Origin of the sequence: Thalassovita gelatinovora, assembly GCF_001458355.1 — a bacterium.
Lineage (GTDB): Bacteria > Pseudomonadota > Alphaproteobacteria > Rhodobacterales > Rhodobacteraceae > Thalassobius > Thalassobius gelatinovorus.
The window spans coordinates 217,845-236,945 of sequence record NZ_CYSA01000025.1; the positions used below are offsets into that span (position 1 = coordinate 217,845).

Genomic DNA, 19,101 nt, shown 5'->3' on the forward strand with positions numbered 1-19,101 from the left:
ATGCTGTCCCCCTTTCACGAAATCAACGAAGACATCATGCGCCAGGACCGCAAGGTTGAACGGATGGGCATCGCCGTAAGGCTGATCGCCGGGGCCTTTGCTGTACTGATCCTCATCGCCCTGAAATATGCGGTCGATCTTTATCTGGCACTGCAGGTCTTCCTGCCGGGACTGGCAGGACAATGATGCAGCACCGCGCGGCGCATAAGCTTGCCACCCGGTCGTTGGCGGCGCTCGACCGTGGGATCAGCACTGAAAACGTGGCCGCACGTATCAAGTTTACGGCCCCCGCCGATCTGCACCACGACCCCGAGGGGTATTCCCTGCGCTGCTACGGGCTGGAAACCCCGCCTATGCGGGACCGGGGTCAGGCCATCACCACATGGGCGCACATGGCGCTTGAACAGACGGAAGGACCCGCATGATGGTCATTCAGACTGATATCGCGATCGCGATCGACATGCGCCGAACCCAGATCGCCTTGGATCTGCTGAACATGTGCCGCCCCGACGCGCGCCTGTTGCAGTTGAAAAATCTGGTGCTGAACAATGGCGGCACATGGCCCGTACCCGACGCGCCCCACGACGCGCCGGTCCTGTACGAAGTCGGCCTTTTCGGCGTGTCGGCCATGGCCGACCGGCCCGAGGATCTGGCGCGCAACTGGATGCGCGCGGCGGAAAATATCCTTGAAGGCCATCCAGAGGGGGCGGCGGGATGAAGAAGGTCCTTGCAATTGGAACCGCTGCCGTCCTGCTGTCGGTCTACAACTCGGAAAAGGCGTTTGGAGCCACTTTCAAGGAAGCGATCACCGAAGCGACAGCCCTGCCCACCTTCATGGGCAGCCCGGAAAGCTGATTTCTCTTTCTGGTCCGCCAAGCGCGGGCCAGCGATGGAAACCAGAGAGACAACCGATGACCAAGCACATGCCACAGATCGCTTTCGCGCCGCGCCTCATGCAGGCCGCCCAGGCCGCGCAGTATCTGGGCGTTTCGCAAAGCACCCTTCGGACCCTGCCGATTCCGCGCAAGGAACGGGGCGGAAACCGACTCTATGACCGCTTCGACCTTGACGCCTACGCCGACGGCCTGCCCTATGAAGAGAAAGCGCCGGTAGCCGCAGACCACGGGACTGGCATCACCACGGCGAAGGCAAAACCGAAACAATGGGCAAGGCGGTAACACCATGCGCGTGAAGATGGCCGGTCTGCTGAAGGAAAAGAACCGCAACGGATCAATCCGTTGGCGGGTGCGCGTCGAGGGTGACAAGACCCGCAAGATCACCATTCCGGTCGGCCCAGATCACTACGACTTCCTGAACCACTACCATGCCGCCCGCGCCGGTGAAATCTGGACAACCACCGAAACGCCGAAGGTGGAACGATCCCTCGACTGGCTCTGCGACAGATACCTTGAATTCCTCGACCGCATGGTGACGTCGCAGCAGATGTCCGACGCCACCCTGCGCCAGCGCCGCAGCGTCCTGACCCGTCTTTGTGACTACCGCGACACGGACGGTAATCGCTACGGCGATTTCGACATTGAAGCCCCGACCGGCGCATTCGTGGAAATCCGCGACGCTTGGGCCGATCGGCCCGGTGCCGCAGACAACCTGATCAAGACCATACGCGCGGTTTACGCCTGGTCGATGGAACGCGGCGAAATCAGCTACAACCCAGCCGTCGGAATCGGAATCATCAACCGCAAGCCCAAGGGCGGCGCAGTGCCGTGGTCGATCGATGACCTGAAGACCTTCCGGGAAAAGCACCCTAAAGGCACGACCGCACACTTATGGCTTACCATCCAAGCCTTCACGGCCTGCCGGATTGGCGATTCGATCTGGCTTGGGCGCAGCAACGAAAAGATGGTGAACGGGCAGGTCTGGCTGGAATGGCAACCGCGCAAGAAGGGATCCGCCTTCGTGTCGATCCCAATGCTACCGCCACTTTTCGAGGCGACCAGAGCCACCAACGTGATCGGCCCGGCCTACATCCTGTCGAAGAAAGGACGCCCCTTTGCCAGCGCAGAAAGCCTGCGCAACCAAGTGCGCAAATGGTGCGATCAAGCTGGACTGCCAGACAAGACTTCGCACGGGATCCGAAAGGCCATGGCAGAACTGATGGCTGAAAGCGGGGCCTCACAGCATCAGATAATGGCTGTGATGGCGCACACCGAGGCGCGGACTTCAGAGATTTACACCAAGGGCGTTGAACGTCGCGCCTTGGCCGCCGAAGGCGTCCAGGCGCTGAACCTTCTGAATTGGTAAAGTGTACCGCACCACTAAATTGAGGTACACTTCTGTCAATAAAGCAAGGCTGAAACGCACCCCATAAGATGCCAGGGTCGCCCACCACTTCCTCTTTAAAAATATGGACGTTCTCAGTTAGCCACGACTGGTGGCCTCGGGTCAGCGCCCGTTCCCCGAGCCGGCCTCGCTCAACCGCGCCTTCAATGTTTAATTCATCCGCTTGTAGCCAGGCTCGATTGCATCCAATTCGGCGTAGGACACGAAAAGACCAGAAAACACCTCTGTGTGATGCAAACGGGTGCAACCGGGGTTGATCGGTTCCAGATCAAACCGATGTTCGCCCCTGAATAGTCCTGCCGGTCCTCCGTCCCAGACTAGGCTGCGGTGTTCTTCGACTTCCAACACGCGGGGACGTATGGTCAGCGACTTTCCATTGGGTTTGACAATATCAACCGTCAGTTTCCGGCCCCGTTGTAACACCCTGTCGACACGCACGTGATAGGGATTCCACTGCGGATACGATTCAATATCCGCCAGCACCAGCCAAACCGCATCAATCGATGCGGGCAAATCAATTGCGGTATTGATTTCGATCCGGGTGGCTTTTTTGACCGTATCGGCCCGGACTCCCGCGACCCCAACTATAATAACCGTAGAAAGAATTGCCATTTTCAACATGTCTATCTCCTGTGTTTGACAACAGCAGAGTGACCTATTTAGCAATCACTTTATTGAAATTTCGCGCCAGATTACGCTGCATTCGGCGCCTAATCGCGGGCCCCGTAAAAGAGAGCCATAATCCACTAAAGAACTGATTCAGCTTTATGAAATATCGCTGGAAATGCCACGAAACACCCGCGGGGTCATGTTCGTCACGCGCAGGAAATCACGCTGGAAATGCGCCTGGTCGGCATATCCGCAGCAATAGCCGATTTCGGCCAACGGTGCGCTGCTGCGGGTCAACAGATCGGTCGCCGCCCGCATCCGCGCCCGCCGCAGGATCGAAGAAAAGCTGCGCCCTTCCCCGCTCAAACGACGCTGCAACGATCGTTCCGAAAAGGCCAAATCGCGCGCCGCATCGCACAGTTTCCAGCTACGTCCGATATCACTGGCAAGAAGATCGGTCAGCCTGTCGTTGACAGGAACATCGGCAGGGCTAGCCATTTCACAGAATCCCTGCCCTGCCCGATCCGCGCACCAAGTAATCACAAAGGTTTCCAGTCTTTCGACTGGCGGCAGTGAAACGCATTGCAGGGTCTTTGGATCAAACGCGCGCGCACCGATCCACAACCGCACCCCTTTGACGCCGATTGCCTGCAACAACCCCAATAGCAGCCCCGCGATCAGACAATTTTCCCCCAAGGTCGCCGCTGAATCGTCTTTTACCCGAATTGGTGGCGGCTATTTTGGCAAAAAGCTGATGCCCTATGGCATCAGCACCGACTTGCGGTCAAATGTGGCCGAATCGGTTGTCATGTCATCATAAAAAATTTCGACATAGACCTGCTGCACCGATTTGGGCGGCAATCCCATGATCGGCATCCCTTCTTCCGCAACCAAGGCATTGGGGGATGCGGTATCGTCATGACAAGGTGGCAGATCATATAGCTGCAACGGGCCGCCATTGATCGAATAGCGGATCGCATTCAATCCACAACGCCAGCTAAGCAATTGGGTAAAATAGACAATGTCATGCCCGTCATATTCGCGCACCGCGATCCAACTGGCTTTTGTCATGCCAAGGATCGGGCGGACTTCTTGCGCAGTGGTGAATTTAGCGCTGGGCGCTTCGACTGGCTGTGGTTGAACCTGAATTTGGGCCTGGGTCTGAACTTGCGCCTGAGCCTGAGGCGCAGTTTCGACGCCAATGCTTTCGGTCGTCTGTGTGGTCTGGATTACGGCCTGACCGGTGGACTTCGTGCCGTCTTCGCCGCCGCCCTGAGCTGCCATCGCAATCATCATCAAGAAAAACTTCAGCATTAATCGTCTCCTGTTGCAAAATACGCAGCGGCCCCTTCTTTCGCGGCTGCCTTGCCCCTATAGTGATACAAAACGAGGTCAGGGCAGCCCGAGTATGACCAAAGCGGAACCAAAAATCCAACCTTTCAACATCGTCATCATTGGCCAGTCAAACCGGCTGCAATACGAGGCGCTGTTGTTTGCCGCCTCGTTCGTTGCGACAAATCCGGATTTTCTCGGCCGTTTCTTTGTCGCCATGCCGCAACCGGGCCCATTGTGGCCGGACGATCCAAGCATCAAAAGCGCCTATGTGATTGAACTTATTAAGGAATTCGGGGCGGAAATTTTACCCTTCGAAAGTCGGCATTTCGGCCAATCCTACCCCTACGGCAACAAGATTGAAGCGCTGGCGGCGCTGCCCGAAGGCGAACCCTTTGTCTTTTTCGACACCGATACGCTGATCCTCGACGACCTGACCGAAGTGCCGTTTGATTTCGACCGGCCCGCGGCTTCGATGCGGGTCGAAGGCACCTGGCCGAAACTGGAACTCTACGGTCCGGGCTATTCCGAGATATGGAAATCACTTTATGACCGCTTCGGACTGGATTTCGAAAGCTCGCTCGATCTTTCCCAGCCAGATGAATATTGGCGCAGGTATCTCTATTTTAACGCCGGGTTCTTTTATTACAAATGTCCCAAGATTTTTGGTGACCTGTTTGCCGAATACGCGATGTCGATCAAAACGGATCCGCCTGAACCGCTGATCTGTCAGTCGCTAAATCCCTGGCTCGATCAGGTGGCACTGCCTTTGGTCATCCATAAACTTGGCGGCGGTCGTGATGCCCTGCCAGACGGGTATCTGGACGGGAATTACAGTTGCCATTACCGTTTATTGCCAATGCTTTACGCACGCGAAAGCGACAAGGCGGTTACATTACTAGAAGATATTTCCGCGCCCAACCGGATCAAAAAAGTGCTCAAGCAATATGAGCCGATCAAACGCTTCGTGTATCAGGGCAAGGGCGAAAGGGCGCGCAACATGTTCGACCGCGAAGACCTGCCGCGCCGGGAACAGATGATCCGGCAACGGCTGAAGAAAAACGGGCTTTGGCTGCGCTGAGACAACCCGTGTCGGTGTCAAATTGCAGAACGGAACGCCGTCGGATGCAACACCGGTCGGTAGCCCGCTGCCAAAGTCCGCACGATTGTGGCCGGTGTCAGGACGGTTACGATCCCGCTTGGTCGAATGCGCTTCGCCCCATAACCACTCGTGCTAAATGAAATAATTACATCCCCCAACACCAATGCCGGTTCCGGTGCCAGAACAAAGCAACCATCGGGCAGCGTTTCGGCGCGAGCCTTGAAGCGGGTTTGTTTTCGGTTACGGCAGACGCGGGCAGGATGCAGCGCGATGTCGATATCGGCAAGCCGTGCGACCGGGCCCTGCGCCGCCTCCCAGGCGCTGCGAAATCGCAGCGCATCGGCGCGGCGGCATTCGTGGCAGGGCCGGTGCCCGGCGGCCAATGCCACCGCTTCATCAAGGAAGAAAAGCGCCGTCCAACCGCGTTCGGGCATTGGCCCGTGATAGCGATCCTTGAACCGCAAGGCGCAGCAAAGCCAGTGTTTGTGCCGCCAGCGCGGCCGCCCAAGCGACCCATCGGGCCGATGCAAAATTCCGCGATTGCCGGTGAACAAGCCGCGCGCCGGATCGGCCACGATTTCCCCCGTCGGCAAAACGCGGTTTTGCAGTGTCACACCATCATTTCTTTCGTAGCAGACAAGGTTATATCCGGATAATCGCGTTCAACCCGGTCGATATCCCATTGTAAACGCGTCAGATAAACGATGTCGCCATCATGATCACGAGCGATATGCTGCTTGTTGGCTTCGACGAACTTATCGACCGGCAACTTGTCACCATGCACCCATCTGGCCGAGGTGAATTGCGATTGTTCGAACCGCACCGGCAGACCGTATTCCAGTTCGATCCGGCTGGCCAGAACTTCGAATTGCAGCGCCCCGACGACGCCGACAATGAAGCCCGATCCGAAATTCGGTTTGAACACCTTGGCCGCCCCTTCTTCGGCGAATTGCATCAGCGCCTTTTCCAGATGCTTGGCCTTCATCGGATCGCCGGCGCGGCAGTTTTGCAGCAGTTCCGGTGCGAAGCTGGGGATGCCAGTGACGCGGATCGCTTCGCCTTCGGTCAAGGTGTCACCGATGCGCAGCTGGCCGTGGTTGGGGATGCCGATGATATCGCCGGCCCAGGCTTCTTCGGCCAGTTCACGGTCTGAGGCGAGGAACAGTACCGGGTTGGTGACGGCCATCGGTTTCTTGGTCCGCACATGGGTCAGTTTCATGCCGCGCTTGAAATGACCCGACGCCATGCGGATAAAGGCAACGCGGTCGCGGTGCTTTGGGTCCATGTTGGCCTGCACCTTGAAGACAAAGCCGGAAACCTTTGTTTCTTCTGGGGAAATCTGTCTTGGCTCTGCCTTCTGAATTTGCGGTTCGGGGCCGTAATCGCCGATCCCGTCCATCAGTTCCTTGACCCCGAACGAATTGATCGCAGACCCGAACCAGATCGGTGTCATATGACCTTCGAGCACCGCTTGCGGGTCGAGTTTCGGCAGCAGTTCCTTTGCCATCTCGACCTCTTCACGCAGCTTTTCGATCAGGTCGGCGGGCACGTTTTCGGCCAGTTTAGGATCATCCAAACCTTTGATTTCAATGGTTTCCGCCACCTTGTTGCGGTCAGCGCGGTCCATCAGTTCCAGCCGGTCGTTCAACATGTCATAGCAGCCGATGAAATCGCGGCCTTGACCGATCGGCCACGACGCCGGGGTCACGTCGATCGCCAGATTTTCCTGTATTTCATCAATGATATCAAAGGTGTCCCGGCTTTCCCGATCCATCTTGTTACAAAAGGTCAGGATCGGCAGGTCACGCAGCCGACAGACTTCGAACAATTTCTGGGTCTGGCTTTCTACGCCCTTTGCACCGTCGATCACCATCACCGCCGCATCCACCGCCGTCAGGGTGCGATAGGTGTCTTCGGAAAAGTCAGAGTGCCCGGGAGTATCCACAAGATTAAATCGGAAGCCATTGTAATCAAACGACATTGCAGAGGCGGACACGGAAATACCCCGGTCCTTTTCCATCTGCATGAAGTCCGACCTTGTGCGCCGGGCTTCGCCCTTGGCGCGGACCTGACCGGCCATCTGGATCGCACCGCCATAGAGCAAGAACTTTTCCGTCAGCGTGGTTTTGCCGGCGTCGGGATGCGAAATGATCGCAAAAGTCCGGCGGCGGGCAATTTCGGGCGGCAGTTCGGGGCGATTTGAGGCGGTGTCTAACATGATCGGGCATATATTGATGCGCGCATCACTTGGCAAGCTTGGCGCGGGGCCCGACGCTGCAAAGCTTTGAGGATATTTGTGGCATTTGTAGCGCGAAACGGTACAGATCGCCCGCCCGCCGCGTTTTCACCTGTGCGGCGGGGGGGGAGGCACTGAGCAGAGGCGCCTAGGTGCCCTGTTGCCGGACAATCAGAACATCGCAGGGCGGGTTGCGCATCATGTCGCTTGCCACGCTGCCGAGAAAGGCGCGGTGTTGACCGACGCGGCCATGTGCCCCGACGACGATGAGATGGGCATCTTCACGCCGCGCCACGTCGGCCAAGGCGCTGGCTGCGCCGCCTTCGATGATCACGGTGTCGGCGAGCGTATCGGGCAAATCCGTGCTGTCGCGCCATTGCCTGTCGTTCTGGATCGGTTCCTTGCTGAAACTGCGCAGCAATTCATCGGCATTGCCCGATTGCGCGAGCATGCCGCGATAGGGCACTTGAATCGTGTGGACCGGCAGGATGCGTGCGCCGGGTGCAAGCTGTGCCGCCAAACCGGCACCGGCCGTTGCGTTCGGCGAAAAATCCGCGCCAAGCACGATGGTTTCATAGGGACGTTCATCACGATCCGCGGCCATCAGCACCGGCACTTTGGCCAAGCGGGTAATCCGTTGCGCCGTGGTTTCGCGCACGAGATCGAAAAAGCTTCGATCCCGATGCGGCCCCATGACCAGAAGGTCGGCCCCTTCCCGTTCGACACTGGCAACGATATCGCCGGTGGGATCACCGCGTTCGACCCGGATTTCGTATTTCACGCCGTCCCCAAGGGTCTGCGCGAAAGCGCCAAGCGATTTCTGTGCGTTTTGGGTGATGTCGGCGATGATCGGCAACGGCAGGGCGTCATCTACGATGCTGAGCACGATCAGCCGGGCCTTGAGCGCCCGCGCAACGGCAAAGCCGCGGCGTACCGCCAAGTCCCCACGATGTGAAAGATCGGTTGCCGCGATAATGGTATTGATCATACTTCCCCCCGTAATTCGTCAAATCAACAAATTTTCAATTTGTTAGATATGTTTGATTTCGGGGATATCAAGCCAGCTTTCGCATCGCCGGGCGCGCCTTTCGACCCGCGAAGGGGCGACGCAATCCACACGCCGATCAAGCGCAAAGCGCCTTTGTCGGCCCGTTATCAGCCGGTCGAGGCGCGGCGCAGCGTTTCGGTGATGTCTTCGTCGCTTTTGGCGGCTGAGGGCAGGTCGAAATCCAGATAGGACCGGTCGGAATGGCGCAGATGTCCCGATTGCAGACGTTCGGCCACCTCCGGCGGCAAGGCGGGCGAACTGCGCAGATCGGCCAGCAGGGTTTCGGCGGCGATGCCTTCGGCATAGATGATCTGATGATCGTCGAACAGCAATTGGTAATATTCGACAAACCCGCCATCGGTGCGGGTCACGGTGGTGCCATTGACCAGATTGCGCGCCTTGATCAGCAATTCGGACCGGCCCGCGCCCAATTCATCGGAGCGCTGATAGACAAACAGCCGGTGTTCCGGGCTGACCACAAGATCATTGCAATTGTGCAAGGCCCCGGCGGCAATATGGACCGGCGCGAATTCGCCCAGCGCACGGGCCGTGGATTGACCGATCCAGCGCAATTCCTGCGGCCCGTCATCGCGGGTCAGCACCCGGTCACCGGCCACCAGATCTTCGACCTTGCGCTGTTCGCCGGTCGCCATGGTGATATGGGTGCCACGGGTGAAGCTGACACAGGCAATTTCGCCCAGCTTGGTGCGGGCGTTTTCGGTATCGATACCGACCAGCACCAATTCATCCTTGGACCGCAGCGGCGCGAAGGGCAGCGCATAGATTTCGGCGACATGGCCCAGTTCATCGACTTCGACCAGCACCAGAACTTCGGTTGTGGCCCCTTCGGAGGACATGAAGGTCAGGCAACTGTCGAGATGGATCGTGGCCCCCGGGGTTCCGGTTTCGGTATTGGCGGTGATGGAAAACCGGCCATTGCGCCCCGGCGCGACGGCAAGACGGGCCGATCGCGCACCTGCGCGCACGAAATAGGTATCATCCAGCACCAGTTCATCGGCGAAGGACAACGGATCCCCCAAATTCGCCCCATGCGACACGACCAAAGCCGCCGAGCGATAGACCGGAAGCGTGAAGACGGAGCTGGGGATGAAGTCATTCATGGGCACAATACTTTCTTACCGATACAGAAGGCGTACTTACTGAGTATTCTTGTTAAGATGGGAATGTGGCGCAAAACGTACAATGGGACGGCCTTTTGCTGGCATTTGCCTTATGGAGGGGTCACTATACTTAACGGTAGTCACTACCGGCATTTTAGGAAGACTGAGGAGAATCCATAGCATGGATTTGGGAATTGCGGGCAAAAAAGCCCTTGTATGCGCATCGAGCAAAGGATTGGGGCGCGGCTGTGCCGAAGCCCTGGCGGAGGCCGGTGTCAATCTGGTGATGAATGCGCGCGGCGCCGAGGCGCTGGAAACGGCAGCGGAGGAAATCCGCCGGAAATATGGCGTCGAGGTTACAACTGTCGCCGCTGACGTCACCACCGAAGAGGGGCGTGCGCGGTTGCTGGAAGCGGCTGGCGAGGTTGATATTCTGGTCAATAATGCCGGTGGTCCGCCGCCCGGTCTGTGGACCGATTGGGACCGCGAAGATTTCATCAAGGCGCTGGATGCCAACATGCTGACCCCGATCGCGCTGATCAAGGCTTTGGTGCCGGGGATGATGGATCGCGGCTGGGGCCGCGTGGTCAACATCACGTCGCAATCGGTGAAAGCGCCGATCGCGGTGCTGGGACTGTCGAATTCGGCGCGGGCCGGGCTGACCGGTTATGTTGCCGGCACCTCGCGCCAGGTGGCGGGCAGCGGCGTGACGATCAACAACCTGTTGCCGGGCATTCATGCCACGGACCGCGCGGTGTCGCTGGACACCGGGGTATCACAGCAACAGGGGATCAGCATCGAGGACGCCAAGGCCAACCGCTGCAAGACGATCCCTGCCGGGCGTTACGGCACACCGGAAGAATTCGGCGCGATGTGCGCCTTCTTGTCGTCGCAACTGTCCGGGTTTATCGTCGGTCAGAATATCCTGCTGGATGGCGGCGGGGTGAACGCGACGCTGTAAGCGTTCGGGGGGCGAAATCCGGGTCGGATTTCGCCCTGTTTTTAGACCTGACCCCTAGATTTCCGTCACCCGGCGAATGTCACCGGTATCCAGAACCGGCGAGGCGTCGATATCTTCGGCATCCAGCATGGTGGCAACCCGTTCCAGCGATGCCACCAGCATCGCCTGTTCCCAATCTTCCATCGCGGAAAATTTCCGCACGAAGCGCTGTTGCAACGGATCCGGTGCATTGCTGATCGTTTGCCAGCCTTCTTCTGTCATCGCGATATTGGTCTGACGCCGGTCGGTCGAAGATTTTTCCCGGCTGACCAATTTCTGACGGACCAGTTTATCCACCAAAGACGTCACCGTGGCCTGCGACACCCGCATCCGCAGCGAAATTTCCTTGGCGGTGGTTTGTTCTTTTTCGGCAACGATCTGCAACACCCGGAACTGCACGGCTGTGACGCCCGAAGATTGCGCCAGTTCGCGACTGAAGAGTTCGGTTGCCCGCAAAATGCGGCGCAGAGCGATCAGGCTGACATCAACACGGTCCATAATTCGCCTCCTGCTGTGTGACTCACCAAATATAAGGAATAATACTTAGAAAGACAACGCGTCTTTCATTTAGAATATCGAAGCATTTATTCTGCTGATTAATAAAGATTTATTCGGAATATTGAACATGCGTGCGGCAATTTCGCTTCGCCTGTTGAAGTTTTTGCTTCCGCATGTTAGTTAGCCAATCAAAGCAATATGGAGGCACCTAGATCCATGCAACATACACGCGGAATGACAGGCACGGCTTTACCGGCCCTGCGCAAACCCGACGCAAAAGACGGGGCGGATATTTGGGAGCTGGTACGCAGCTGCCAGCCGCTTGACGAAAATTCGATGTATTGCAACCTGATCCAGTGCGATCATTTCCGCGATACCTGCGTGGTGGCCGAGCTTGATGGCGAAACCGTCGGCTGGGTTTCGGGTTATATCCTGCCCCACGATCCGGACACCTTGTTCATCTGGCAGGTTGCCGTCGCCGAACAGGCGCGCGGCATGGGGTTGGGCGCGGTGATGTTGCAAAACATTCTGGCGCGCGATGTCTGCGAAGATGTCGAGCGGGTCCAGACCACGATCACCGGCGACAATGCCGCGTCTTGGGCGTTGTTCCGCAAATTCGCCGGGATCAAGGATGCCGAACTTACTTCGCAGCCCTATTTCACGCAGGCGCTGCATTTTCGGGATCTGCACAAGACCGAAAACATGGTCACGATTTCGCTGAAGAACCGGATGCGCGCGGCGGCCTGAGCCATGCTGCGCCCCTCGGTTTTCAACTCACTGATAAACTTACCAAAAGGAAGTCATATGCTGACGTCTCCGTCCGATCCAATTGTATTTCAACGCCGTGAATCCGAAGCACGGTCCTATTGCCGCGGTTTCGACGCCGTGTTCGCAAAGGCCGCCGGGTCCGAGCTGATCGACGCTGATGGAAACCGCTATATCGATTTTCTGGCGGGCTGTTCGTCGCTCAATTACGGCCATAACGACCCCGATATGAAAACGGCGCTGATCGATCACATCGCCGGCGACGGAATCGCCCATGGTCTGGACCTGCATACCGATACCAAGGCGCGGTTTCTGGCGGCGCTGGAAACCCATATCCTGGAACCGCGGGAGATGGACCACAAGGTGATGTTTACCGGCCCGACCGGCGCCAACGCGGTCGAAGCCGCGATGAAGCTGGCGCGCAAAGTGACCGGGCGCACCAATGTGATTTCATTCACCAACGGGTTTCATGGCGTCACCATGGGGGCGCTGGCCGCGACCGGCAACAAATACCACCGTGGCGGTGCGGGCATGACGTTGAACGGCGTCACCCGGATGCCGTTCGATGGTTATCTGGGCGCCGATTTCGACACCAGCACCTTGTTGGAAAAGATGCTGTCGGATCCGTCTTCGGGGGTTGATGCCCCGGCGGCGATCATCCTGGAAACCGTGCAGGGCGAAGGCGGGCTGAATGCCGCGCGTCCCGAATGGATCCGCAAGGTAGCGGCGCTGGCCAAAGAGCACGGCGCGCTGTTGATCATCGACGATATTCAGGCCGGTTGCGGCCGCGCCGGTGATTTCTTTTCCTTCGACGGGATGGGGATCACGCCGGATATCATCACGATGGCGAAATCGATTTCGGGCTTCGGCCTGCCGATGGCGCTGATGCTGGTACGGCCCGAACATGACATTTTCGGCCCGGCAGAACATAACGGCACCTTCCGCGGCAACACCCATGCCTTTGTCACCGCGCGGATCGCGATTGAAAAATTCTGGGCCGATGACAATTTCCGCGACCAGTTGGCGGAAAAGGAACGGATGATCGTGGCGGCGTTGGCGGCGATTGCCGAAATGGTGCCCGGTGCGACGCTGAAGGGCCGCGGGCTGATGCGCGGGGTCGATGTCGGCTCGGGCGAGTTGGCCAGCGAAATCTGTAGCCGCGCCTATCAAGAGGGCCTGGTGATCGAAACCTCGGGCCCCAAGGATGAGGTGGTCAAGATCCTGGCCCCGATCACGACCCCGGACACGCTGTTGCGCAAGGGGCTGAACCTGCTGCTGAATGCCGTTTACGACAGCAGCGTCAATATCAAAATCGCGGCGGAGTAACCAAGATGATTGTCAGAGATTTCAACAAGATCGTTCAAGACGAGAAAGACCGCGTCGTATCGGACGCGCATTGGACCAGCGTGCGGATGCTGCTGGCCCAAGATGGGATGGGATTTTCGTTCCACATCACCTTTCTTGAAGCCGGATCGGAACACACGTTCGAATACAAGAACCATTTCGAAAGCGTGTATTGCATGCAGGGCAAAGGATCGATCACCGATCTGGCCACCGGCGAAACCCATGAAATCACCCCCGGTGTGATGTATGCGCTGAACAAGCATGACCGCCATATCCTGCGCGCCGAAGAAGAGCTGGTGATGGCATGCGTCTTCAACCCGCCGGTCACTGGCACCGAGGTTCACCGTGAAGACGGTTCCTACGCCCCGGCGGAGGCATTGGTGGACTGAACCAATGGCGCATACTGTTGAAAAAATCGGTGGCACGTCCATGTCGAAACTGGACGTGCTGAGAGACACGTTGTTCACCGCCGAGCGGAAAGACGAGTCGCTTTACGGGCGCGTTTTCGTGGTGTCGGCCTTTGCCGGAATCACCAACCTGTTGCTGGAACACAAGAAAACCGGCGAAGCTGGGGTTTATGCCCTGTTTGCCAATGCCGATTCCGATCACAGCTGGCATGAAGCTTTGGACCGGGTCGCGGTGGCGATGACCAAGGCACATGATGCGGTTCTGGATCACGATGCCGACCGCGAACGGGCCGGTGCCTTTGTGCAGGACCGGATCGAAGGGGCGCGCAATTGCCTGATCGATCTGCAACGGTTGTGTTCCTATGGCCATTTCCGTTTGGCCGAACATATGTTGCAGATCCGTGAATTGCTGTCGGGGCTGGGCGAGGCGCATTCCGCGCTGGTCACCACCTTGATGCTGCAACGCCACGGGATCAATGCGCGGCTGGTCGATCTGTCCGGTTGGCGCGACGATGGCGAAGTGACGCTGGAACAGCGGATCGGCAACGCGATGGACGGGATCGACCCGGCGGTCGAAATGCCGATCGTGACCGGTTATGCGCAATGCGCCGAAGGTTTGATGCGTGAATTCGACCGCGGTTATTCCGAGGTGACGTTTTCCTGTCTTGCCGCGCTGACGCACGCACGCGAAGCGATCATTCACAAGGAATTTCATCTGTCCTCTGCCGATCCCAAGCTGGTCGGAGCGGAGGCGGTGCGCAAGCTGGGCCGGACCAATTACGACGTGGCCGACCAATTGTCGAATATGGGGATGGAAGCGATCCACCCCAAGGCGGCGAAAACCCTGCGTCAGGCCGAGGTGCCGCTGCGCGTCACCAATGCCTTTGATCCCGGCGATCCGGGCACGTTGATCGACGATCAGCCAGCGGATCATCCCGGTGTCGAAATCATTACCGGGCTTGATATCATCGCGCTGGAATTGTTCGAACAGGACATGGTCGGGGTCAAAGGCTATGACGCCGCGATCCTTGACGTGTTGACCCGGCATGATGTGCGCATCGTGTCGAAAGTGTCGAACGCGAACACGATTACCCACTATCTCGACACCTCGCTGAAAGCGATGCGCCGGGTTGAAAAGGATCTGGCGGCGCTTTATCCGCAGGCCCTGATTACCAGCCGCAAACTGGCGCTGGCATCGGTGATCGGGCGCGATCTGAGCGGGTTGTCGGTATTGACCCGCGGGTTGCAGGCAATCGCGGATCACGGGCTTGAATCGATCGGTGCCAGTCAGGGGCCGCGCAATGTCGATACCCAGTTCATCCTTGAACGCGACGATCTGAAACCGGTGATCAAGGCGTTGCATGACGCGTTCATCACCGATGCGGCGCAGGCCCTGTGCAAGGCGGCCTGACCGGGACCAGAAGACATGCGAGGACAGCGGCGGTTTCCGCTGTCCGGCCGCGCCCCCTACCCCGGTTTGCTGTGTTTGGCCGGATTCGGGCAGCGCGGTTTGACATTTTGCCGACTTGTGCCCTGTCCCGAGGATTGCTAAGGAATTGGGAAACCCGATGAATTTGATCGGAAACCCAGGAAACGCCCTTGTCCGCCATCCCTCCCCGTCTTGAAATCCGCAATCTGATCCGTCGCTTCGACGGTCAGCCGGTGGTCAACGACGTGTCGCTGAAGGTCAGCCCGGGGCAAGTGACCTGTCTGCTGGGGCCGTCGGGCTGTGGCAAGTCCACCACGCTGCGGATGATCGCCGGGGTGGAAATGCAGGACGAAGGCGAAATTTACGTCGATGGCAACCTGATTTGCGACACGGTGTTCCGGGTGCCGCCCGAACGCCGCCATATCGGGTTGATGTTTCAGGATTTCGCGCTGTTCCCGCATTTGACCGTGGGCGACAACGTGGCCTTTGGTCTGGCCGGATCGAAAGAGCAGAAACGCGCCCGAGTCGAAGAATTGCTCGACAAGGTCGGGCTGACGCGGTTCATCGATGGCTATCCTTACCTGTTGTCGGGCGGCGAACAGCAGCGCGTGGCCTTGGTGCGGGCCCTAGCCCCCCGGCCAAAGATCATGCTGATGGATGAACCGTTTTCCGGGCTGGATAACCGGTTGCGCGACGATATCCGCGATCAGACGCTGGAAATTCTGAAACAGGAAGATGCGGCGGTTCTGCTGGTCACGCATGAACCCGAAGAAGCGATGCGGATGGCCGACGAAATCGCGCTGATGCGCGATGGCCGGATCGTGCAGCAAGGTGCCCCCTATAATATCTACAACGCCCCAAGGGACAAACAGGCGGTGGCCTTTTTCAGCGATATCAACGTGATCCGTGGCAAGGTCAAAGGCGCGCTGACCGAAACGCCGTTCGGTCAGTTTCTGGCCCCCGGGGTGCCGGATGGCAACGAGGTGGAAATCGTCATCCGTCCGCAGCATCTGAAAATCGAATTCGATCGCAGCGGCAAAGGCCCGCTGCCGACGCCGCAACACGGGGCGGCGGCGCGCGGCGAAGTGGTGCGGGCGCGGTTCATGGGGGCCGAAAGCCTGATCGAGATTCGGATGGATTACGACGGGTCGATCCTTAAGGCGACGGTGCCCAACGTGTTTTTGCCCAATCCGGGCCGGGTGCTGTGGCTGATGTTTCGGCGCGACCGCTGTTTCGTTTTTCCCGCCGGTTGATCCCAAAACCACAGATTTCCTGCGTAGTTTTGGGTACTGAGCCACCGCAGTCTTGAGCGTCAGGCAAAAAACCGCCCCCTTGCGGCGCTTTGGTTCTTTTAACCGGCCGCGTTCATCATTAAATACTCTAAGTGATTTATCAGGGCCCAGAGATGAGGCCCGGTCAAGGGAGAGACACAATGTTGAACAATATCGGCCTTCCCGGCCTTCTGCTGATCGCCGTCGTCGTTCTGGTGCTTTTCGGTCGTGGCAAAATCAGTTCGCTCATGGGTGAAGTCGGCAAAGGCATCACCGCCTTCAAGAAAGGCGTCACCGATGGCAGCAAGGAAATCGAAGATCAGGCCGCCGAGGCCAAAGACGTGACCCCGGAAAGCGAACAGGACAAGGTCTGAGCCAATGTTCGATCTTGGTGGGAGCGAGCTGCTGGTGATCGGCGTTGTCGCGTTGATCGTCGTGGGTCCGAAGGATCTGCCTGGGCTGTTCCGCACGGTCGGCAATTTCGTTGGCAAGGCCAAGGGCATGGCCCGCGAATTCAGCCGCGCGATGGATCAGGCCGCGGATGAATCTGGCGTCAAGGATGTGACCGCAGGCCTGAAAGCGGCGGCGAATCCTACCCAGTTCGGTCTTGATAAGGTCAAGGATGCCGCTGGCAGTTTCAAAGACTGGACCCCCGGGGCCGATGGCGACCTGGACGAAGACCGGGCCGATGCCGCCAAGAAAATCCATGATGCCAGCGCCAAGAAGGCACAGGCTCGTCTGGATGCCGAAGCCGCAGCCAAAGCCCCAACGCCCGACGTGACAGCCGACGCCCAAGCGGCAGAACAGCCCCCTGCCGAGGATAAGGCATGACCAACACCGATGATTTGGATGACAGCAGCGCGCCCCTGATCGAACATCTGGCCGAGCTGCGCACCCGGCTGATCCGGGCGCTGATCGCCTTTATCATCGGGATGGTGATCTGTTTTTCCTTTGGCGGTGCAATCCTTGATTTCCTGCTGATCCCGATCGAAAAAACCATGCGCGATCTGGGCAATCCCAATCCGGTGATGCAATACACCGCGCCGCAGGAATATTTCTTTACCCTGATCCGCATTTCGATGGTTGGTGGTCTGGCCTTGGCCTTCCCGGTCATTGCGCATCAGTTGTGGCGCTTTGTGGCGCCGGGATTGTACAGGAAGGAAAAAAGCGCCTTCCTGCCGTTCCTGATCGCGTCGCCGGCTTTGTTCCTGCTGGGCGCTTCTTTTGCGCATTTCGTGGTGATCCCGCTGGCGATGGCCTTTTTCCTTGGCTTTTCCGATTTTCCGTCTTTCGTTTCGGCGCTGTTGAGCGGTGAAGACGTGGCGCAAACCGTCGATAGCGGCATCGACATCGTGTTCAACGGCAAGGTCAATGAGACGCTCGACATCACGTTGAAGATGATCGTGGCCTTTGGCCTGTGTTTCCAATTGCCGGTCCTGCTGACGCTGATGGGCAAGGCCGGGTTGGCCACTGCTGCCGGTCTGCGCAGTACCCGCAAATATGCCGTCGTGGGCATTCTGGTGGTGGCCGCTTTGGTCACGCCGCCGGATGTGACAACGCAGGTGATCCTGTTTGTCGTGGTTTACGGTCTGTATGAAATTTCGATCTTCCTGGTCGCGCGGGTGGAAACCAAACGCGAAGACACGCTGCGCGCCGAAGGCTATTACGACGACGAAGACGAGGAAGACGACCCTCTGATGGCCGAATTCGATGCCGATGACGAGGCCGATAGCGAGGACAAGGCGTGAAGAAACGGTTGAAACGGATTGCCGAGGCGCTGGAACGGATCGCCCCGGCGCCGATGGCTGCGCCGGATTTCGACGCTGCCGACGCCTTTGTCTGGCATGTCGACCCGGACCGTTTGGAACCGGTGGACAAGGTCAACCGGATCGCGCTGGATCTGCTGATCGGGGTTGACCGGACCCGCGACACGTTATTGGCCAACACGTTGCAATTCGCCCAAGGGCTGCCGGCCAACAACGCGCTGCTTTGGGGATCGCGCGGGATGGGCAAATCGTCGATCGTCAAGGCGATCCATGCCGAGATTGCGACCCGCGGCCACCCGGTCAAGATGGTAGAGTTGCAACGCGAAGACCTGCCATCGGTGTCGCGGCTGATGAACCTGCTGCGCGGCAGCGGGCACCGGTTTTTGCTGTTTTGCGACGATCTGAGCTTTTCGCATGACGACCAGCATTACAAATCGCTGAAGGCGGTTCTGGATGGTGGCATCGAAGGGCGGCCCGACAACGTGGTGTTTTATGCCACGTCGAACCGCCGCCATTTGATGCCGCGCGACATGATCGAAAACGAACGGTCGAACGCGATCAACCCCTCTGAAGCGGTGGAAGAAAAGGTATCGCTGAGCGACCGGTTCGGGCTGTGGTTGGGGTTCCATCCCTGCACCCAGGACGAATATCTGGCGATGATCCGCGGCTATTGCGATGCCTACGGCGTGGCGGTGGAAGACGATGTGCTGCGGGCCGAGGCGATCGAATGGCAGGCGACGCGCGGGGCGCGGTCGGGCCGGGTCGCATGGCAATATTTCACCGATCTGGCCGGACGTCAGGGCGTGCGGATCTGAAACCGGAAAAAAAAGGGCGAAACCTGAAACAGGTTTCGCCCTTTTCGCGGTAATTTC

The 19,101-nt window shown here is 58.4% G+C and carries 25 protein-coding genes; 17 read left to right on the plus strand and 8 right to left on the minus strand.

Going from position 1 to position 19,101, the window contains the following annotated elements; translation table 11 throughout:
• Genes TG4357_RS13320 through TG4357_RS13340 form a run of 6 tightly spaced genes read left to right on the plus strand, consistent with a single transcriptional unit; the run spans nt 1 to nt 2,262 of the window.
• Nucleotides 1-186 (plus strand): hypothetical protein, encoded by a 186-nt coding sequence (locus tag TG4357_RS13320; protein WP_058263387.1) that lies wholly within the window; start codon nt 1-3, stop codon nt 184-186.
• Nucleotides 183-425 carry a hypothetical protein gene (locus TG4357_RS13325; protein WP_139193615.1) on the plus strand — a complete coding sequence of 81 codons (243 nt, stop codon included), beginning with the start codon at nt 183-185 and terminating at the stop codon, nt 423-425. The genes TG4357_RS13320 and TG4357_RS13325 overlap by 4 nt, the downstream gene beginning before the upstream one ends.
• Nucleotides 422-718: a hypothetical protein gene (locus TG4357_RS13330; protein WP_058263389.1), complete on the plus strand. Its 297-nt coding sequence runs from the start codon at nt 422-424 to the stop codon at nt 716-718. Before TG4357_RS13325 ends, TG4357_RS13330 begins: the two co-directional genes overlap by 4 nt.
• On the plus strand, nt 715-855 hold the full coding sequence (locus TG4357_RS19540) for a hypothetical protein (RefSeq protein WP_158509079.1): 141 nt from the start codon (nt 715-717) through the stop codon (nt 853-855). The genes TG4357_RS13330 and TG4357_RS19540 overlap by 4 nt, the downstream gene beginning before the upstream one ends.
• 56 nt (nt 856-911) lie before the next feature.
• Nucleotides 912-1,178, plus strand: coding sequence for a helix-turn-helix domain-containing protein (locus TG4357_RS13335; protein ID WP_058263390.1), 267 nt, complete (start codon nt 912-914; stop codon nt 1,176-1,178).
• A gap of 4 nt (nt 1,179-1,182) precedes the next feature.
• Nucleotides 1,183-2,262 carry a tyrosine-type recombinase/integrase gene (locus TG4357_RS13340; protein WP_082644148.1) on the plus strand — a complete coding sequence of 360 codons (1,080 nt, stop codon included), beginning with the start codon at nt 1,183-1,185 and terminating at the stop codon, nt 2,260-2,262.
• Nucleotides 2,263-2,451: 189 nt separating this feature from the next.
• On the opposite strand, the gene TG4357_RS13345 is transcribed toward TG4357_RS13340, so the two are convergent.
• The 3 genes from TG4357_RS13345 to TG4357_RS13355 form a co-directional block, all read right to left on the minus strand.
• A complete protein-coding gene (locus TG4357_RS13345; RefSeq protein WP_082644149.1) occupies nt 2,452-2,922 on the minus strand; it encodes an SRPBCC domain-containing protein in 471 nt (156 codons plus the stop codon).
• A 144-nt stretch (nt 2,923-3,066) separates the two neighbouring features.
• Nucleotides 3,067-3,606, minus strand: coding sequence for a helix-turn-helix transcriptional regulator (locus tag TG4357_RS19545; RefSeq protein WP_058263391.1), 540 nt, complete (start codon nt 3,604-3,606; stop codon nt 3,067-3,069).
• Between the two features lie 63 nt (nt 3,607-3,669).
• Nucleotides 3,670-4,224, minus strand: a complete 555-nt coding sequence (locus TG4357_RS13355; RefSeq protein ID WP_058263392.1) for a hypothetical protein — start codon at nt 4,222-4,224, stop codon at nt 3,670-3,672.
• A gap of 94 nt (nt 4,225-4,318) precedes the next feature.
• Between TG4357_RS13355 and TG4357_RS13360 the strand changes: the two genes are divergently transcribed.
• Nucleotides 4,319-5,323, plus strand: coding sequence for a GT-B fold glycosyltransferase domain-containing protein (locus TG4357_RS13360; protein WP_058263393.1), 1,005 nt, complete (start codon nt 4,319-4,321; stop codon nt 5,321-5,323).
• Nucleotides 5,324-5,340: 17 nt separating this feature from the next.
• Here the strand turns inward: TG4357_RS13360 and TG4357_RS13365 are convergent, their stop codons facing one another.
• The 4 genes from TG4357_RS13365 to TG4357_RS13380 form a co-directional block, all read right to left on the minus strand.
• Entirely contained in the window at nt 5,341-5,958 is a 618-nt protein-coding gene (locus TG4357_RS13365) for a hypothetical protein (protein ID WP_058263394.1), read from the minus strand.
• Nucleotides 5,955-7,562, minus strand: coding sequence for a peptide chain release factor 3 (locus tag TG4357_RS13370; protein WP_058263395.1), 1,608 nt, complete (start codon nt 7,560-7,562; stop codon nt 5,955-5,957). The genes TG4357_RS13365 and TG4357_RS13370 overlap by 4 nt, the downstream gene beginning before the upstream one ends.
• Before the next feature lie 166 nt (nt 7,563-7,728).
• On the minus strand, nt 7,729-8,568 hold the full coding sequence (locus tag TG4357_RS13375; RefSeq protein ID WP_058263396.1) for a universal stress protein: 840 nt from the start codon (nt 8,566-8,568) through the stop codon (nt 7,729-7,731).
• A 167-nt stretch (nt 8,569-8,735) separates the two neighbouring features.
• Nucleotides 8,736-9,749, minus strand: a complete 1,014-nt coding sequence (locus TG4357_RS13380; RefSeq protein WP_058263397.1) for a Hint domain-containing protein — start codon at nt 9,747-9,749, stop codon at nt 8,736-8,738.
• Between the two features lie 181 nt (nt 9,750-9,930).
• Here TG4357_RS13380 and TG4357_RS13385 point away from each other — a divergent pair, with 181 nt between their 5' ends.
• Nucleotides 9,931-10,710, plus strand: a complete 780-nt coding sequence (locus TG4357_RS13385; protein ID WP_058263398.1) for an SDR family oxidoreductase — start codon at nt 9,931-9,933, stop codon at nt 10,708-10,710.
• A gap of 54 nt (nt 10,711-10,764) precedes the next feature.
• On the opposite strand, the gene TG4357_RS13390 is transcribed toward TG4357_RS13385, so the two are convergent.
• On the minus strand, nt 10,765-11,247 hold the full coding sequence (locus TG4357_RS13390) for a MarR family winged helix-turn-helix transcriptional regulator (RefSeq protein WP_058263399.1): 483 nt from the start codon (nt 11,245-11,247) through the stop codon (nt 10,765-10,767).
• 216 nt (nt 11,248-11,463) lie between these two features.
• On the opposite strand from TG4357_RS13390, the gene ectA reads away from it, so the two are divergent.
• The 9 genes from ectA (at nt 11,464) to TG4357_RS13435 (ending at nt 19,044) form a co-directional block, all read left to right on the plus strand.
• Entirely contained in the window at nt 11,464-11,994 is a 531-nt protein-coding gene (gene ectA, locus TG4357_RS13395; RefSeq protein ID WP_082644150.1) for a diaminobutyrate acetyltransferase, read from the plus strand.
• 57 nt (nt 11,995-12,051) lie between these two features.
• The gene (gene ectB / locus TG4357_RS13400) at nt 12,052-13,338 is read left to right on the plus strand and encodes a diaminobutyrate--2-oxoglutarate transaminase (protein WP_058263401.1); all 1,287 of its coding nucleotides are present in this window, start codon (nt 12,052-12,054) and stop codon (nt 13,336-13,338) included.
• Nucleotides 13,339-13,343: 5 nt separating this feature from the next.
• Nucleotides 13,344-13,745, plus strand: coding sequence for an ectoine synthase (locus tag TG4357_RS13405; RefSeq protein WP_058263402.1), 402 nt, complete (start codon nt 13,344-13,346; stop codon nt 13,743-13,745).
• Between the two features lie 4 nt (nt 13,746-13,749).
• Nucleotides 13,750-15,174, plus strand: coding sequence for an aspartate kinase (locus TG4357_RS13410; RefSeq protein ID WP_058263403.1), 1,425 nt, complete (start codon nt 13,750-13,752; stop codon nt 15,172-15,174).
• 188 nt (nt 15,175-15,362) lie between these two features.
• Nucleotides 15,363-16,445, plus strand: a complete 1,083-nt coding sequence (locus tag TG4357_RS13415) for an ABC transporter ATP-binding protein (RefSeq protein WP_058263404.1) — start codon at nt 15,363-15,365, stop codon at nt 16,443-16,445.
• Nucleotides 16,446-16,624: 179 nt separating this feature from the next.
• Entirely contained in the window at nt 16,625-16,837 is a 213-nt protein-coding gene (locus tag TG4357_RS13420) for a twin-arginine translocase TatA/TatE family subunit (protein WP_058263405.1), read from the plus strand.
• A 4-nt stretch (nt 16,838-16,841) separates the two neighbouring features.
• The gene (gene tatB, locus TG4357_RS13425; protein ID WP_058263406.1) at nt 16,842-17,294 is read left to right on the plus strand and encodes a Sec-independent protein translocase protein TatB; all 453 of its coding nucleotides are present in this window, start codon (nt 16,842-16,844) and stop codon (nt 17,292-17,294) included.
• On the plus strand, nt 17,291-18,211 hold the full coding sequence (tatC, locus tag TG4357_RS13430) for a twin-arginine translocase subunit TatC (protein ID WP_058263407.1): 921 nt from the start codon (nt 17,291-17,293) through the stop codon (nt 18,209-18,211). The genes tatB and tatC overlap by 4 nt, the downstream gene beginning before the upstream one ends.
• A gap of 53 nt (nt 18,212-18,264) precedes the next feature.
• Nucleotides 18,265-19,044 (plus strand): ATP-binding protein, encoded by a 780-nt coding sequence (locus TG4357_RS13435; protein WP_058263502.1) that lies wholly within the window; start codon nt 18,265-18,267, stop codon nt 19,042-19,044.
• Nucleotides 19,045-19,101: the final 57 nt, after the last annotated feature.

Coding starts and splice junctions, on each gene's coding strand:
- TG4357_RS13320 (WP_058263387.1), top strand. CDS start 1: ATGCTGTCCCCCTTTCACGAAATCAACGAAGACATCATGCGCCAGGAC.
- TG4357_RS13325 (WP_139193615.1), top strand. CDS start 183: ATGATGCAGCACCGCGCGGCGCATAAGCTTGCCACCCGGTCGTTGGCG.
- TG4357_RS13330 (WP_058263389.1), top strand. CDS start 422: ATGATGGTCATTCAGACTGATATCGCGATCGCGATCGACATGCGCCGA.
- TG4357_RS19540 (WP_158509079.1), top strand. CDS start 715: ATGAAGAAGGTCCTTGCAATTGGAACCGCTGCCGTCCTGCTGTCGGTC.
- TG4357_RS13335 (WP_058263390.1), top strand. CDS start 912: ATGACCAAGCACATGCCACAGATCGCTTTCGCGCCGCGCCTCATGCAG.
- TG4357_RS13340 (WP_082644148.1), top strand. CDS start 1,183: ATGCGCGTGAAGATGGCCGGTCTGCTGAAGGAAAAGAACCGCAACGGA.
- TG4357_RS13345 (WP_082644149.1), bottom strand. CDS start 2,922: ATGTTGAAAATGGCAATTCTTTCTACGGTTATTATAGTTGGGGTCGCG.
- TG4357_RS13355 (WP_058263392.1), bottom strand. CDS start 4,224: ATGCTGAAGTTTTTCTTGATGATGATTGCGATGGCAGCTCAGGGCGGC.
- TG4357_RS13360 (WP_058263393.1), top strand. CDS start 4,319: ATGACCAAAGCGGAACCAAAAATCCAACCTTTCAACATCGTCATCATT.
- TG4357_RS13370 (WP_058263395.1), bottom strand. CDS start 7,562: ATGTTAGACACCGCCTCAAATCGCCCCGAACTGCCGCCCGAAATTGCC.
- TG4357_RS13375 (WP_058263396.1), bottom strand. CDS start 8,568: ATGATCAATACCATTATCGCGGCAACCGATCTTTCACATCGTGGGGAC.
- TG4357_RS13380 (WP_058263397.1), bottom strand. CDS start 9,749: ATGAATGACTTCATCCCCAGCTCCGTCTTCACGCTTCCGGTCTATCGC.
- TG4357_RS13385 (WP_058263398.1), top strand. CDS start 9,931: ATGGATTTGGGAATTGCGGGCAAAAAAGCCCTTGTATGCGCATCGAGC.
- TG4357_RS13390 (WP_058263399.1), bottom strand. CDS start 11,247: ATGGACCGTGTTGATGTCAGCCTGATCGCTCTGCGCCGCATTTTGCGG.
- ectA (WP_082644150.1), top strand. CDS start 11,464: ATGCAACATACACGCGGAATGACAGGCACGGCTTTACCGGCCCTGCGC.
- ectB (WP_058263401.1), top strand. CDS start 12,052: ATGCTGACGTCTCCGTCCGATCCAATTGTATTTCAACGCCGTGAATCC.
- TG4357_RS13405 (WP_058263402.1), top strand. CDS start 13,344: ATGATTGTCAGAGATTTCAACAAGATCGTTCAAGACGAGAAAGACCGC.
- TG4357_RS13410 (WP_058263403.1), top strand. CDS start 13,750: ATGGCGCATACTGTTGAAAAAATCGGTGGCACGTCCATGTCGAAACTG.
- TG4357_RS13420 (WP_058263405.1), top strand. CDS start 16,625: ATGTTGAACAATATCGGCCTTCCCGGCCTTCTGCTGATCGCCGTCGTC.
- tatB (WP_058263406.1), top strand. CDS start 16,842: ATGTTCGATCTTGGTGGGAGCGAGCTGCTGGTGATCGGCGTTGTCGCG.
- tatC (WP_058263407.1), top strand. CDS start 17,291: ATGACCAACACCGATGATTTGGATGACAGCAGCGCGCCCCTGATCGAA.
- TG4357_RS13435 (WP_058263502.1), top strand. CDS start 18,265: ATGGCTGCGCCGGATTTCGACGCTGCCGACGCCTTTGTCTGGCATGTC.